The 14,824-nt window shown below is 63.7% G+C and carries 15 protein-coding genes and 1 tRNA gene; 6 read left to right on the top strand and 10 right to left on the bottom strand.

Translation table 11 applies throughout. The features are described from left to right. The first annotated feature begins 290 nt into the window (after nt 1–290). Nucleotides 291–854, top strand: coding sequence for an AAA family ATPase (locus H4V99_RS05770; RefSeq protein WP_280676321.1), 564 nt, complete (start codon nt 291–293; stop codon nt 852–854). 124 nt (nt 855–978) lie between these two features. Beyond that, complete coding sequence (locus H4V99_RS05765) at nt 979–1,863, top strand: aminoglycoside phosphotransferase family protein (protein ID WP_280676320.1); 885 nt, start codon at nt 979–981, stop codon at nt 1,861–1,863. Nucleotides 1,864–2,163: 300 nt separating this feature from the next. Here the strand turns inward: H4V99_RS05765 and H4V99_RS05760 are convergent, their stop codons facing one another. The 6 genes from H4V99_RS05760 to H4V99_RS05735 all read right to left on the bottom strand — a co-directional run bounded on the left by H4V99_RS05760 (nt 2,164) and on the right by H4V99_RS05735 (nt 8,049). Continuing rightward, nucleotides 2,164–2,937 (bottom strand): hypothetical protein, encoded by a 774-nt coding sequence (locus tag H4V99_RS05760; protein ID WP_280676319.1) that lies wholly within the window; start codon nt 2,935–2,937, stop codon nt 2,164–2,166. 184 nt (nt 2,938–3,121) lie between these two features. Then, nucleotides 3,122–3,706, bottom strand: a complete 585-nt coding sequence (locus H4V99_RS05755; protein ID WP_280676318.1) for a GNAT family N-acetyltransferase — start codon at nt 3,704–3,706, stop codon at nt 3,122–3,124. Between the two features lie 707 nt (nt 3,707–4,413). Continuing rightward, nucleotides 4,414–4,485, bottom strand: a tRNA-Gln gene (locus tag H4V99_RS05750). 101 nt (nt 4,486–4,586) lie between these two features. Next, complete coding sequence (gene gltX, locus H4V99_RS05745) at nt 4,587–6,122, bottom strand: glutamate--tRNA ligase (RefSeq protein WP_280676316.1); 1,536 nt, start codon at nt 6,120–6,122, stop codon at nt 4,587–4,589. A gap of 121 nt (nt 6,123–6,243) precedes the next feature. After that, on the bottom strand, nt 6,244–6,951 hold the full coding sequence (locus H4V99_RS05740; RefSeq protein WP_280676314.1) for a type 1 glutamine amidotransferase domain-containing protein: 708 nt from the start codon (nt 6,949–6,951) through the stop codon (nt 6,244–6,246). A gap of 78 nt (nt 6,952–7,029) precedes the next feature. Then, nucleotides 7,030–8,049, bottom strand: a complete 1,020-nt coding sequence (locus H4V99_RS05735; RefSeq protein WP_280676312.1) for an NADP-dependent oxidoreductase — start codon at nt 8,047–8,049, stop codon at nt 7,030–7,032. Nucleotides 8,050–8,145: 96 nt separating this feature from the next. Here H4V99_RS05735 and H4V99_RS05730 point away from each other — a divergent pair, with 96 nt between their 5' ends. Next, nucleotides 8,146–8,760, top strand: a complete 615-nt coding sequence (locus H4V99_RS05730) for a helix-turn-helix domain-containing protein (RefSeq protein ID WP_280676310.1) — start codon at nt 8,146–8,148, stop codon at nt 8,758–8,760. Here H4V99_RS05730 and H4V99_RS05725 read toward each other — a convergent pair. Genes H4V99_RS05725 through H4V99_RS05715 form a run of 3 tightly spaced genes read right to left on the bottom strand, consistent with a single transcriptional unit; the run spans nt 8,757 to nt 11,724 of the window. Further along, nucleotides 8,757–9,497, bottom strand: coding sequence for a fumarylacetoacetate hydrolase family protein (locus H4V99_RS05725; protein WP_280676308.1), 741 nt, complete (start codon nt 9,495–9,497; stop codon nt 8,757–8,759). The two genes, H4V99_RS05730 and H4V99_RS05725, sit on opposite strands and share 4 nt — an antisense overlap. 20 nt (nt 9,498–9,517) lie before the next feature. Beyond that, nucleotides 9,518–10,651: a branched-chain amino acid aminotransferase gene (locus tag H4V99_RS05720; RefSeq protein ID WP_280676306.1), complete on the bottom strand. Its 1,134-nt coding sequence runs from the start codon at nt 10,649–10,651 to the stop codon at nt 9,518–9,520. Continuing rightward, nucleotides 10,648–11,724, bottom strand: a complete 1,077-nt coding sequence (locus H4V99_RS05715; RefSeq protein ID WP_280676304.1) for a 3-isopropylmalate dehydrogenase — start codon at nt 11,722–11,724, stop codon at nt 10,648–10,650. The genes H4V99_RS05720 and H4V99_RS05715 overlap by 4 nt, the downstream gene beginning before the upstream one ends. A 101-nt stretch (nt 11,725–11,825) precedes the next feature. Between H4V99_RS05715 and H4V99_RS05710 the strand changes: the two genes are divergently transcribed. Both H4V99_RS05710 and H4V99_RS05705 read left to right on the top strand, forming a co-directional pair. Next, nucleotides 11,826–12,074: a DUF6458 family protein gene (locus H4V99_RS05710; RefSeq protein WP_280676302.1), complete on the top strand. Its 249-nt coding sequence runs from the start codon at nt 11,826–11,828 to the stop codon at nt 12,072–12,074. 70 nt (nt 12,075–12,144) lie between these two features. After that, on the top strand, nt 12,145–12,564 hold the full coding sequence (locus tag H4V99_RS05705; protein ID WP_280676300.1) for an organic hydroperoxide resistance protein: 420 nt from the start codon (nt 12,145–12,147) through the stop codon (nt 12,562–12,564). Nucleotides 12,565–12,580: 16 nt separating this feature from the next. Here the strand turns inward: H4V99_RS05705 and H4V99_RS05700 are convergent, their stop codons facing one another. Further along, complete coding sequence (locus H4V99_RS05700; protein WP_280679968.1) at nt 12,581–14,089, bottom strand: MFS transporter; 1,509 nt, start codon at nt 14,087–14,089, stop codon at nt 12,581–12,583. 140 nt (nt 14,090–14,229) lie between these two features. Here H4V99_RS05700 and H4V99_RS05695 point away from each other — a divergent pair, with 140 nt between their 5' ends. Beyond that, nucleotides 14,230–14,814: a TetR/AcrR family transcriptional regulator gene (locus H4V99_RS05695; protein ID WP_280676299.1), complete on the top strand. Its 585-nt coding sequence runs from the start codon at nt 14,230–14,232 to the stop codon at nt 14,812–14,814. Nucleotides 14,815–14,824: the final 10 nt, after the last annotated feature.

The following is a 14,824-nucleotide window of genomic DNA, read 5'->3' as shown; positions in this document are numbered from 1 at the left end:
CAACTACAGTTCCTCGAAGCGAGCAGCCAGCCTTTCGTGGACCTCGTGGAACAACCTATCGAGGCGTCAGAGACTGGATCGCAAGCGCGGGCGCTGATCCTGCGCGCCGCCGGTGGACGCCTGTCCCGATAGCCGGACGATCAGCGGACGGTACTTTCCGCCCTCGCGAGAGGGCGCTCAAGGCCACGTTTCGACCGGTTCGGCCGCCCGTAAGCGGAAGGCCAAGTGGAACCTTGAGCGTCCAGGCTCCCTGTCGGATCGGGTTGGCGTCGAGGGTCTACGCTCAACAGGTGTTGTGCGCACGAGACTCCCTTCCGGCAAGACCTCGCCGAGTACTCGTTGCCGGCGTTTCCGGTGTGGGAAAGTCGACGCTGGCTTCACGGATCGCAGCGATCACCGGTGGACCGCACACCGAGATCGACTCGCTTTATCACGGCGCCGGCTGGGTGCCGCGGGAAGATTTTCTCCCGGACGTCGAGAGGTTCACGAGCGAGGATGCGTGGACCACGGAGTGGCAATACCCGTCCGCCCGCGCCCTGCTGGCGGGCCGGGCAGACCTGCTGGTCTGGCTCGACCTGCCATTCCCGGTGACTTTCGCTCGCATAGTCCGGCGTACTCTCCGTCGCCGATTACTCCGAGAAGAGCTGTGGAACGGCAACGTGGAGCCGCCCCTGCGCACGGTCTTCACCGCCCGAGAGCACATTGTGCGCTGGGCGATCGCGACCCGCAATAACTACCGCTCAAGCATCCCGCAGGCAGATCGCGAAAACCCCGATCTGATCATCGTTCGGCTCCGGTCGCAGAAGGAGGCCGAACGCTGGCTCGACGGCCCATTGGTCGACGCGTCTCATTGAGGCGCACGAGACAACGGCAACGCGACGCCCTGAGAGATCCGGTCTGACTGCTTTGTCGCTCGTGCTTTGTGCACGGGATTCTGTGTCTAGGCGGTCATTTCGTCTCTCGCATAAGCTGCCACTCATGATTACCGTGCCGCAGTCCTTTCTGGATATGCCGAGATGGTGGAACGACACCACTGGAAGCGTTTGGCTGGATCAGCTCCCCTCGCTCGTGGCGGAGCAGTGCTCGCGATGGTCACTCACGCTCGACGGCCATGTTTCACACGGCTCGAATGCCCTGGTCGTCCCGGTACGCCGAGCGGGCGAGCTAGGGGCACTTCGCCTCGCTCCACCTGGTGATGACGTCACTTCGGAAGCTGCAGCGCTCTCTCACTGGAACGGGCGCGGAGTCGTAAAGCTGCTGGACTTCGCGCCAGACGCAGGGGCTTCGTTACTCGAGCGGTTGGACTCCGAACGCTCTCTGCTGAATGAGCCAATCCTCGAGTCCGTCGGGATCCTTGGCGGGCTTGCTCGCCTTCTCGCGATCCCCGCCCCTCAGACCGCACAAAGCACCCAGCAAATTGCGGCCGATGCGGAAATATCCTTCTCGTTGGACTGGCACAACCTCCACCGTCCAACGCCACGGGCTCTGCTCTACAAAGCGTGTGCTGCAGCATCGACACTCGCAAATCGATCTCCACAACTACTGTCCGTTGATGGAGACCTGCACTTCGAGCAAGTTTTGGGTGGCACCCGGTATCCCTGGATCGTTGTCGATCCGGTCCCTTTTCAAGGCGATCCCGAATACGATCTAGGCCGCGTGCTGTGGTCGCGTCTCGACGAACTCGCCACCGACCAGCAAGTATTCGATGCCTTTGACGCGTTTGTCGCCGCTGCCGATGTTCCCGCGGATCGGGCGCGATCTTGGGTGGTGGTCCGGGCCATGTCCTACTTGCTGTGGGGTCTGCACCATGGCCTCACTTGGGACCCACCAAAATGCCGACGGCTACTCGAGCTCTTCACCTGAACACCGCAACATCGCCGCTGAAAATCGAAGTTCGCATACTACGAAAGAAGCGCGGAAACACCCACCATGTGTCTCACAACGCGAACGGGCAAGCCTGAGGGGTCAGCGCACACCATGTCGCTCGGTGGTGACCGCCCGCAGGGGAACCCTCGTCGGGGCAGAGGCGTCTTCTTTGTCGATCGCCCTGCCCGACCTACCAGAAGAAGCCGCCTGAGCGCCGGCAAAGCGCCGCACCGAGAGGGCACCAAGTGGCACCTCGACGCCGCCCGCATCCGACAAGCGGGGCGGACGAGTTGCGGCTCAGCGGTTGGCGACGAGGAGGTTGAGCCGCTCGCCGTCGTGCAGGATGGCCTGTTGGGGTTCGGGCAGCCGAACCGTGTTGAGGTAGCCGATGTCGTCGACCGTGATGCGCAACCGGGCGGCGACTTCCTCGATGAGATCGCCCGGAGCGACGACATACGCAACGGATGCGCCGTCGCGCGTCTCGACGATGCCGCGAGCACCACCGGTTTCGCCGGAATCGGTGGCGCGGAGGTCGGGACGCAGCGGCGCGAACGTCCACTTGATGTCGGCACGGGCAACGATGGTGGCCAGGCAATCCCCGTCGACGGCCAAGCCGTACGGTGTCGTGAGAATGACCTGATCAATGCCGGTGGGGTCGCCCCCGACGAAGCGCAGCTCTTGCCCCTCCTGGGCGCTGTTGCCGGCCCCGGCGGGGCCGAAGCTCATGCGCGGGCCACTGTCGAAGCAGGTCCGCCCGGCGGGGAGCGGCCGAACTGCCGCCATCGCATCCACCTGGGTCTGCGTGGGCAGAACCAGATCGTGCAGCGACAGCTTGAGGAGCTGACCGTCGGAGTCGAAGCGCACCGTGCCCGTCACGCCGTCGTTGGAGGTGAATGTTCCGCTGCCGATGGTGCCGATCGGTGCCGTGGGCGCCGACCGGTCCGTTGCTGTGTCAACGTGCGACGAACCCGGCGTCGGAGCGGAAGGCCCGGCGCCGCCGACCCCTGCCGTGCAGCCGGCCAGGAGCACCAGCATCCCCGCCGCGCCGCACACCGTTGCGATTCTGCCCATAAAGCACCCCCTGTGGCGAATCTTAGCGGCGACGCGCCGCGGCCATCCCGTCCTCCACTTTCCCTGACCGCAATCCGGTCCGGCGAGGTGAGGGTGACGGTCAGACCGTCGGGCCTTCACGGACGCACATCCGGCGCCAATTCGCTGAAGTTCCGAAGTGTCGGGGGAATGGCATTTGGGAACGTTAAACGTTCTCGATCAACCAACGCAGGGCATCGCCCCCGAGATCCCGATCTGAGAAGATCTCCCCAGTGATGCCCGCTGCGGCTGCAGCCATTGTTGGCCCTGCCCAGACCTTTCTCAGACCGGCACGGACGGCCACCTGCGCAGAGGCAGGATTATTGGAGAGTACACGGGCGGTGATGGCAACCGAGTCACTTTTCGCTCGGACGGCAGCGACCGCAGCGAGGGCGATTTCCGTCGCGAAACCTCGCCCCCACGTCGTCGGCGAGAGACGATACCCGAGGTTCCAGACGAGCGCTGGAGTCATGTTCACTCCACCCGTACCGATGAACGTGCCAGCTCTCAGCGAATCGTCTGATCCCTGGTCGCCCACGCGAACCGCCCATTGACCAATGTCATGTTCTCGCCTGCTCTTGATAGCGTCGTCGACGATCCTTCTAGACTGCTCTCGAGTGTTGTGACGACCCACGGGCAAGTGCTGCCACGTGTCGGGATCGCTGTAGACGCCAAAAACTGACTCGAGATCGTCAGGAGTCAGAGGTGAAAATGCAAGGCGAGCCTCCTGCGCTAAATCTAAATTCGTCATCGACACCATTGTTCCCAATCGCACCGACATTGAGCTGCGGGCTGTCCGCAAGCCGGACGGAGACCGGGACATGCTAACGCTCATCGGGGGCCGCCGACGCTTCTCATGAATCCTCAGGGCTTGATTCCCGTATGACCCGCCCGAGAAACTGCCCGGACGCTATTCGGGCCACTCCGAATACGCTGCGCCGGCTTCGACGCCCTGCACCGGAGGCTCGCCTAACCAAACGAAACGATACTCGACGAGGGCTCGCACGTGGAATATAGATTCACACTCCGCGATCTGTGCAGAGTTACGGGAATCGCAGAACGAATGTGGCCATTCTTGTGCCGTTTATGGCCACTCACTCTGCCTTGCCGGCACAGGGCTGAAAACAGGGCACAAGGAAAGACCTGATCATCAGGTTTTTCTCACGGGCGAAACGGCTAGGTCGCCGGGACTCGAACCAGGACTATTCGCATCTTTACTGCCCGCGAGCACAAACGGCTCCAGATTGCCCGTGACATTCTAGCATCCCAGCCGGTGACAGTTTCCGAAGATCAAACGGCAAATAAGTCCGCGCAGTGCCCGCAGAAAATTACCCGTAATTACAGGTAGACAATGGCTCATTTACGCGTTTGTGACACCGAAAGTGGCACTTCCGGTGGCGATACGCGCGACTGCAACCAAAAAAGCCCCTGGTTTCCGTGGAAACTCAGGAGCTAAAGCTGGGGTACCTGGACTCGAACCAAGAACAAATGAACCAGAATCATCCGTGTTGCCAATTACACCATACCCCAATGCCTGGTCTATGACCGGGCCGTGGTCCACTCTAACCTACTCACGCGGCCCACCACAAAACGGATGGCCACACCGGCGTGTTCGCCGGTGTGGCCATGCCTTATTCGCTGGGAACCACGGCCGCCAGTTGCTGGGCGAGACGATCGAGGCGATCGAGGGTTTCGACCTGTCCCAGGATCTCCATCGATTCAAACAGCGGCGGTGAGACCTTACGACCCGAAATCGCTACGCGCAGCGGGCCGAACGCAACGCGCGGCTTGAGCGCGAGGCCCTCGAGCAGCGTGTCATTCAGAAGCGTGTGCACCCGATCCGTCGTCCACTCCCCCACGGGAACAGCACGCAGAGCAGTGCTGGACGCCGCCAGAATTTGGGCGGCCGTCTGCGGGAGCGAGGAAAACGCATCCGCTTCGATCACGAGCGTGTCGGCGGTAACGAAGAGAAAGCCGAGCATGGCCGGAGCCTCGCCGAGCAGGGCGATGCGCTCCTGAATGAGCGGTGCTGCCTCCACCAGAACGGCGCGGTCGGCGTCGCTGAGCGGCTCGCTCAGCACGTGTGCTGCAGCGAGGTAGGGAACAATGCGGGCCGCGAAGTCCTCGGCTGCGAGCAGTCGAATGTGGTCGCCGTTGATGGCTTCAGCCTTTTTGAGGTCGAAACGTGCCGGGTTCGGGTTCACGTTCACCACGTCGAAGGCGGCGATGAGCTCCTCAATGGAGAACACGTCGCGGTCGTGCGAGATGGACCAGCCAAGCAGCGCAAGATAGTTGAGCAGCCCCTCGGGGATGAAACCACGGTCACGGTGGTGAAAGAGGTTGGACTCCGGTTCGCGCTTGGACATCTTCTTGTTCTTGTCACCGAGCACGAACGGCAGGTGTCCGAATCGCGGCACGAACGTGGTGAGACCAATGTCGATGAGCGCGTGGTAAAGGGCAATCTGACGCGGCGTTGAGGACAGCAGATCTTCGCCGCGCAACACGTGCGTCACCCCCATAAGCGCGTCATCCACCGGGTTTACGAAGGGGTAAAGCGGATGCCCGTTGGGCCGAACCACCACGAAGTCGCTGAATGAGCCGGCCGGGAACGTGATCTCGCCACGCACCAGGTCGTCGAAGGAGAGCTCGGAGTCGGGCACGCGCAGGCGCAGGGCCGGGGAGCGACCCTCGGCACGGTACGCGGCCTTCTGCTCCGCGGTGAGGTCACGCTCGAAGTTGTCGTAGCCCATTTTGGGGTCGCGACCGAGCGACATGTTGCGGGCTTCAATCTCCACGCCGGTGGCGAAGCTCTCGTAGATGTGTCCGGACTCGATCAGCTGGGCAATGACATCGCGGTAAATGTCGTAGCGCTCGGACTGGCGATACGGTGCGTGCGGTCCGCCGACCTCAACACCCTCATCCCAGTCGAGGTGCAGCCAGCGCAGCCCCTCCACGATCTGGTCGAAGCTCTCCTCGGTGTCGCGCGCGGCATCCGTGTCTTCGATGCGAAAGATCATCTTGCCGCCGGTGTGACGCGCGTAGGCCCAGTTGAACATGGCCGTACGGATCAGGCCCACGTGGGGCGTTCCGGTCGGGGAGGGACAGAACCGCACGCGAACGTCGGCTCCGGTGGCGGTTGAAAACGGGTGCGCAGTTGTCTCAGACATTACCCACGATTCTACGTTGCGGCGATCACGCGTGCAGAGACGCACGCACAGACGAGCGCACAACACCCCCGTTCCAACGAGGAACGAGGGTGTTGTGGTGGTGCTGACCGGATGCGGCGGGTTAGGCGCGGCCGGCAATCTCGGTGATGATCGATGCGGCGAGCACACCGGAGGAGGCCGGGTTCTGGCCGGTGTACAGGTTGCGGTCGATCTGCATGTGCGGAGCCCACGGAGCGCCAGCCACGAAGTCGGCGCCCAGCTCCACGAGGCGGCTCTGCACGAGCCACGGTGCCTTGGGGGCGAGTCCGCCGAGCGTCTCCTCCTCATCGGTGAAGCCGGTCATGCGGTAACCGGTGAAGGGCCAGCTGCCATCGGCGCGCTTCGCGGCCAGCAGAGCGGCCGGGGCGTGGCAGAGTACGCCGAGGATTCGACCGGTGTCGAGGGCTTCGGTCATGATGGCGCCAGAGACAGCATCGACGGCGAGGTCTTCCATCGGGCCGTGTCCTCCGGGGTAGAACACCACGTCATAGTCTGCGACGGTGACGTCGGAGAGGGAACGGGGCGCAGCGAGCTCGCTGCTGAGCGTGTCCAGGTAGGCCAGGAGGGCCGCGACCCGGTCCTCGCCACCGGCGGCCTGCGGCGACAGGCTGCCCGCATCAACCGTGGGGGCCACGCCGTTCGGCGTGGCAATGGTGATCTGCCACCCGGCCTCGGTGAAGAGGCGGTGCGGCTCGGCCAGCTCCTCGGCCCAGTAACCGGTGGGGTGCAGGCTGCCATCGTTCAAGGTCCAGTGGTCAGCGGCTGTAACGACGAAAAGTACGGAAGTCATGGTTTCTCCAAAGTGATACGAGTGGTGTTGAAAGTGAAAGTAAAAGTGTGTGGGAAGCGGGTAGTTCGACAGGAACGCTTAGACGTTCGTGCGGACGACCATCTTGCCGGTGTTCTCGCCGCGCATCAGGCCGAGGAAGGCGTCGACCGCATGGTCAACTCCGTCAACGACGGTCTCGTCGAAGACGACCTCGCCGGAGGCGAGCCAGCCGGCCATGTCGGTTGAGAATGCGGGGAAGTGCTGCAGGTAGTTGCCCACGATGAAGCCCTTGAGTGTCAGTCCACGCCCGATCATATTTGCCAGGTTGCGCGGGCCAGCGGATGCCTCGGTGTTGTTGTACACACTGATCGCACCGCACAGGGCGGCTCGTCCGCCCGCATTGAACCGGGCGAGAGCCGCCTCGAGGTGCTCTCCGCCTACGTTGTCGAAGTACACGTCGATGCCCTCCGGAGCGGCGGCGGCAAGCTGCTTCGAGATGTTGCCGTCCTTGTAGTTGAACGCGGCATCAAAGCCGTACTTCTCGGTGAGCAGGGCAACCTTCTCGGCCGAACCGGCGGATCCGATTACGCGCTTTGCGCCCTTGAGGCGGGCGATCTGGCCCACCATGCTGCCCACTGCCCCGGCAGCACCAGAGACGAACACCGTGTCGCCGGACTTGAATCCGGCAACGTCCAGGAGGCCCACGTAGGCCGTCAGCGCCGTCATGCCGAGCACGCCGAGGTAGGCGGAGAGCGGCACACCGGGAAGTTCCGGAACAACGCGGAAGCCGGAGGCATCCTCCTGCACCAGATCGCGCCAGCCGAACTGGTGCACGACAACATCGCCCACGGCGATCGTGTCGGACAGAGAAGCGACGACACGGCCAACAGCGCCGCCCGTCATGGTCTCGTCCAGCGCGTAGGGAGCCGCGTAGGACTTGGCGTCATTCATGCGTCCACGCATGTAGGGGTCAACGGAGATGAACTCGTTGGCAACGAGAACCTGCCCCGCGGCGAGGGCCGGGAGCTCCGTCTGCACCGTTCGGAAGTCGTCGGACGTGGGCCAGCCAGTGGGGCGCGCCGCCAGCTGAATCTGCGTGCTCGTGGTGAACGAGGCCATAGGTGACTCCTCTGCTATTTTGTAACGGTCGGTCTAATATATATTGTTTAGTGACCGATACCCAAAACCACTCACAGGGAAAGCGCAGGTAGGACAGTGGGACGAACCCAGAGCTTTGAGCGCGTTACCGTGGTGCAGTCCGCCCGGGATCTGTTCTGGGACAAAGGCTTCGATGCCGCCTCGCTCGCCGACCTTGAAGATGCCACCGGCCTCAAACGGTCAAGCCTGTACCACGCGTTCGGCAGCAAGCGTGGCCTTTTTGATGCAGCTGTCGAAGACTATTTGCATACCGTCGTGCGGCCGCGCTTGCGCCTGTTGACCGGAGCCGGAGGAGGCCGGGCGTCGTTGCTTGCCTACTTTGACTCGCTGCGCCAGATGGTGTCCGCTGTGGCGGAGGATTCTCCCCGGCGCGGCTGCCTCCTGGTGAACTGCGCTGCAGGACTGGCCGGTCACGATGATTCCGCCCGGCAGGTCGTGGACTCCTACCGATCAGAGCTGACCAGTGCTCTTCAGTACGCCCTCGGCGCTGCCGAAGGGGCGCCGGACGACGTTCGGCCGAACCAGGTAACCGGGCGCGCTCAGATTCTTGCATCGCTCTCGACCAGTGCGATGCTTCTCGCCCGGGTCAACGCCACCGAATCGGTGGCACTGCTCACCACGGCGCTCGACCAGATCCGGTTGTGGTTCCCGCAGCCGCCGGCACGCGGTTAGGCCGCGCGCACCGAATTCACGAGCACACCAATACCCGGAATCTCGATCTGCACCGCGTCGCCCGCCTCGATCGTTCCCGAGCTTCCCGGAACTCCGGTGAGAATTACGTCGCCGGGCAGGAGCGTGAAGATGCTCGACGCGAAGGACACGATCTCGGCAACACTGTGCTCCATCACTGCGGCAGAGCTGTTCTGGAACTGTCCGTCATTGATGCGACCGTGAATCACGGCGGTCGACGGGTCATACTCGGTGTCGATGATGGGGCCGAGCGGGCTGAACGAGTCGAAAGCCGATGCCGTGGCGGCCTGGTCCGGCTGCAGCTCCAGGTCGCGGGCGGTGACATCGGCTGCCACCGTGTAGCCAAAAATGACGCCAGCGGCATCCGCTATCGACACGTTCTTGGCAAACGTGCCAATGATGATGCCGAGCGCTCCGGTGACCGTGACGTCACTCGACTGGGCGGGAATGACGATGGGGTCACCGGGGCCCACGACGGCGGTGTTGGGCTTGAGGATGAAGGAGGGGCGTGCTCCCTCGAGCCCGGTGCCCTCACGCAGCACGATCACCTTGGAGCGCGGGATCACCGGAGCGAGCAGCTTCACGTCGACCAGCTCGACGCGGTCGCCGGTGGTGTCGTAGCCGGCAAACATGGGGTCGCCCGTGAGCACGACCAGTTCGTCGTCGTCAACGATGCCGAAGGCAATCGATCCGTCGTGGCTGAAACGCGCAATCTTCATGGAGTCCGTTCTGGGCCGCGCTACGCGTCGAGCCGGGTGAGCCAGCCGTGGCGGTCAGGCACGCGGCCGTACTGAATGTCGGTGAGCTCCTGGCGCAGAGCCATCGTGATCTCTCCCGCCGGAGCATCGGGATCTCCAATGCTAATGCCGTGACCCTTGAGCTGGCTGATCGGGGTGACCACCGCAGCGGTTCCGCAGGCGAAAACCTCGGTGATCTCGCCGGATTCAATGCCGAGGCGCCATTCGTCGAGGGTGACGTCGCGCTCCTCAACGGTCATGCCCCGGTCACGCGCGAGCTGAATAATGCTGTCGCGGGTGACTCCCTCGAGGATGGCACCCGTGAGGCGCGGCGTCACCAGGGTGTCGGTGCCGTGGACGAAGAACACGTTCATGCCACCGAGCTCGTCGATGTGGCTACCGGTTTCGCCGTCCAGAAAAAGCACCTGCGCGCATCCGTTCTCGTAGGCCTCCATCTGTGGCAGCAGGGAAGCCGCATAGTTGCCCCCGCACTTGGCCGAACCGGTTCCGCCGCGACCCGCACGCGAATATTCGGTGGTGAGCCAGATCTTCACCGGGGCGACGCCATTGGCAAAGTAGGCACCGGCGGGGCTCGCGATCACGTAGTAGCCCACGCGGTGGGCGGCGCGCACGCCGAGGAAGCTCTCATTGGCGATCATGAACGGTCGCAGGTACAGGCTGGTCTCGGGGGCGGAGGGGATCCAGGCGCCGTCGACCCGCACCATCTGCTTGATCGACTCGATGAAGTCCTCCGCAGCCAGTTCGGGCAACGCCAGGCGGCGTGCCGAACGCTGCATGCGCTCCGCGTTCTTGTGCGGGCGGAAGGTCCAGACCGAACCATCGGCGTGACGGTAGGCCTTGAGACCCTCGAAAATCTCCTGGCCATAGTGCAGCACGGAGGACGCCGGGTCCAGCTGCAGCGGTCCGTAGGCGGTGACGCGGGCGTCGTGCCAGCCCTCGTCAATGGTCCAGTCGATGCTCACCATGTGGTCGGTGAAGTGCTTACCGAACCCGGGGTCGGCGAGGATGCTCTCCCGGTCGGCCTCCGCGCGCTGATCGGTGGAGGGAACGAGCGAGAACTGAAGCGGATACGCCGTCTCGGTGGACGCGGTCTCGGTGGGCGCTGTGTCGGTCATGCGAGTCCTTCGTGTGTGAGGAGGGCCACGATGGCATCGCCGACGCTGGCGGTGCTGCGGGGTCCGGAAGTGGTGCCGATGCGGGAGACGAGATCAGTCGTGACGGCCGCGTTCACTCTGGCCGCGGCATCCGTGAGGCCAAAGTGATCAAGCATAATGGCGACCGAGAGGATGGCTGCGGTCGGGTCGGCCAGCTGCTTGCCGGCGATATCCGGGGCCGAGCCGTGTACCGGCTCGAACATGCTCGGAAAGCGACCTTCCGGATTGATGTTTCCGGAGGCTGCGAGACCGATACCGCCGCTGATGGCGGCGGCAAGGTCGGTGAGAATGTCACCGAACAGGTTGTCGGTGACGATCACGTCAAATCTACTCGGGTGTGACACCAGGAAAATCGTTGCCGCGTCAACGTGCAGGTAATCCACCTCGACCTCGGGGAATTCCACCGCGAGAGCGTTGACCGTGCGCTGCCACAGGCTTCCCGCGAAGACAAGAACATTGGTCTTGTGCACCAGAGTGAGCTTCTTGCGGGGTCGGCCGGCCGCGACACCGAACGCGTAGCGCACGACCCGCTCCACGCCGAAGGCCGTGTTGACCGAGACCTCGTTGGCGATCTCGTTGGGCGTTCCCTGACGAATGGCACCGCCGTTACCCACGTATGGGCCCTCCGTGCCTTCACGAATCACCACGAAGTCCACGTTTCCGGGGGCGGCGAGTGGGCTCGGCACACCGGGAAAGAGCACCGTGGGGCGCAGGTTCACGTAGTGGTCGAGCGAGAAGCGCAGACCGAGCAGCAGACCCCGTTCGATGTTGGCGTCTTTCAGGCGCGGGTCCCCCGGTACTCCACCGACGGCTCCCAACAGAATGGCGTCGTGCGATGCGATGGCGGTGAGGTCCTCGGCCGTGAGAACATCTCCGGTTTCCAGAAAACGTGCGGCCCCGAGAGCGAAGGGTGTTTTCTCGAATTCCACGGCCTCGCGGGCCGTGACGGCATCGAGAACCTTGACGGCCTCGGCAATGACCTCCGGGCCGATTCCGTCTCCGGGGATGACTGCGAGCTTGATTTTGCGAGACATAGAACTCCGAGCGTCTGATAAAACCTGTAGTCAAACCCTACTGTGCACACCGCGGCGGTTACGCTGTACAGAATCCCAACAGCACTTCGAAGTGAGGAATCATGAGTATTGGCCTAGGTATTTTCCTGTTCGTCGTGGGCGCCATTATGGTTTTCGCGCTCAATGTCAGCGTCACCTTTATCGACCTTGACCTTGTCGGCTACATTCTGATGGCAGCCGGTGCGGTCGTCTTCCTGATCGGACTCGTCTTCATGTTCCGCAAGCGGAGCAGCGTGAGTACCGTGCGCACGGTCAACGATCCCGAGGGCGGCCAGAGCGTTATCCGCAAAGAAGACTCCTCCGAACAGTAGGAGGGCGCACGGACCGAGCGCCGACGCCGGGTGAGAGTGGTTTCGCTCCCACGCTGCGATAATTACGGGTATGGAAATTCAATACACCGCAATTGCTCACGCGTCCGGCAATGGTCGCAACGGCCACGTTCGGAGCGACGATGACCGCTTTGATCTGGACACTCGGGCCCCGAAAGAAATGGGCGGATCGGGCGAAGGAACCAACCCCGAGCAGCTCTTCGGCATGGGGTATGCCACCTGTTTCCTGGGTTTCCTGCACCGATCGGGCAAGGGTCTGGGTCTGAACACGACCGACGCCGAGATCTCGTCGAGCGTGGGTATCGGTGCGATCCCCGCGGGCGGTTTTGGGCTGTCCGTTGAGCTGGTCATTTACGCTCCCAACGTGCCCGCCGACCGCTACGACGAACTCATCGCCGCCACCGACCAGACCTGCGCCTACTCCAACGCCACCCGCGGAAACATCGAGGTCACCCTCACCCGCGTGGTCTAGGTTTCATTCGCGGGCTTTAGCGTGCTCGGCGCAGGGCCGTTCCGGCTACAACCACCGCGCCGAGCACGAGCGCAACGCCGATCCAGGCGCTCAGCCCCACGCCGCTGTCGAAGGCGTCGCGCGCCGACTCCAGCAGCGCGGCTGCGGCATCCGCTGGCAATGTGGACGCCACCGACACGGCACCGCCCAGGGTCTCCCCCGCGGCCTGCTGCTGGGCTCCGGTGAGGATCTCGGGCAGTTGCACGGCCGACCGGTAGGACGCCGTGAGGATTGTGCCCAAAATCGCGGTTCCCAGCACGGCTCCGAGCTCATAGGCAGTCTCCGACACAGCGGATGCCGCCCCGGCCTTATCGGCCGGCGCACTCGCCACAATCAGCTCGTTCGATACCGTCTCGGCGGCTCCGATGCCGATGCCCAGCAAGATGAAGGCGATGCCGATTCCGAGAGCGTCGATCGTGCCCCCACTCAGGGCGATCAGTGCAAACCCGCTTGCCGAGACGAGCAGCGCGGGCGGCACTACTCGAGAGGGCCGGATGCGTCGTGCGACCGGAACGACGAGCAGTCCGGCAATGATCATGGCGATCAACCCGGGCACCAGCACCAGGCCGGCAGTGAGTGGCGACAGGCCGAGAACGAGCTGCAAGTGCTGGGAGATGAAGAACAGGCATCCTACGAGGGCTGTCACGCTGAGCAGGTTCACCACCACGGCACCGCTGAATGCCCCGTCGCGAAAGAGGCTCATGTCCAGCATGGGAACCGGCAGGCGCAGCTGACGGCGCACGAACACCACTCCCAGCACGAGACCAACCACCAGCGGCAGCACCGACAGCACGGTGATCCCATCATGGGCAATCGACTTGATTCCATAGACGATGGGGAGCATCGTCGCGAGGCTCAGCACAATGCTCGGCACGTCAATGCGGCCGGGGTTCGGGTCGCGAGATTCCGGCACCAGTAACGGCGCGAGAATGAGTAGGGGCACGAGCAACGGCACCGCCAGCAGGAAGACGGATCCCCACGGAAAGTGTTCGAGTAGCAGGCCACCCACAACCGGGCCGAGGGCACTACCCGCCGCAAAGCCGGTGGCCCAGATGGCAATGGCGAGGCGCCGCTGGTCGCGGTCCATGAAGATGGAGCGCAGCAGGGAGAGGGTGGAGGGCATCAGCATTGCGCCGAAGAAACCGAGGACCGCGCGCGCCGCAATGAGCCATTCGATGGTGGGCGAGAATGCGGCACCAATCGAGACCAGACCGAATCCGGCCGATCCGATCAGTAGCAGCCGGCGGCGACCCACCCGGTCACCGAGACTACCCATCGCCACTAGGAGGCCGGCGAGAACCAGCGGGTAGATATCCACCATCCACAGCAGCTGGGTGCCGGTGGGCCTCGTCGCGGCGGAAATAGCGGGCAGGGCAAAGTTCAGCACGGTGTTGTCGATCGAGACCAGCAAGACCGGCAATATCAAAACGGACAGCGCCCACCACTGGCGCGACGACCTCGACCTGCCCACGCCGGAGGCGGCCACCTGTCCACCGCGCAGGGCGGATGTCTGGGTGGTGGGGTCGGACGGGGCGGGTGACACGATCGTGCTCTTCTCTGTCGGCAAGGGCGCACGTCATCGCGCGGGGTTCCCTAACTGTACCGTCTGGACGGTATAGTTGTCGAATGAACTCCGATCCGGTTGGCTACCCTGAAGTGATGATCCCCGCAGTATCTACCCGTAACCGCCTTCTGGATGCCTTCGAGGAGCTCCTGATCGATGGCGGGGAACGCTCAGCCACACTGGGCGCCGTCGCCGCGGCCGCCGGTGTCTCCAAGGGAGGCCTGCTCTACCACTTCGCGTCCAAGGAGGCGCTCGTGGAGGCTCAACTCGCTCGGCTGATCGATGAGGCGGCGACGGACACCGAAAACATTCGCACCGCGCCGGCAGGTGCGGTGGACCACCTCATTCGCACCTCGGTCAACATCGGTAGTCCGCTCGACCGATCCTTCATCGCCACTACTCGCCTGGCGCAGGGCCGCCACGACCAGGCGATCGCGGTTCTCGAATCAATCCGCGCCAAGTGGCTCGCGGTCATTGAAGACAGCGTGGGAGACCACGACACTGCTCAGGCCATCATGCTCGTCAGCGACGGGCTGTACGGCAACTCCTCACTGGCCGGAATGCCCTCCGCCCCCGCGGTTGTCGCGGACGCGGAGAGCATGGATCGTTTGATCGCCGTTCTGTCCCGGCTGAACACGCGCAGCTGAGTACGCGCGG

The organism is Cryobacterium sp. CG_9.6 (assembly GCF_029893365.1).
Classification (GTDB): Bacteria; Actinomycetota; Actinomycetes; order Actinomycetales; family Microbacteriaceae; genus Cryobacterium.
The sequence above is the reverse complement of the archived record's forward strand: the minus strand, read 5'-3'. Positions and strand labels throughout refer to the sequence as shown.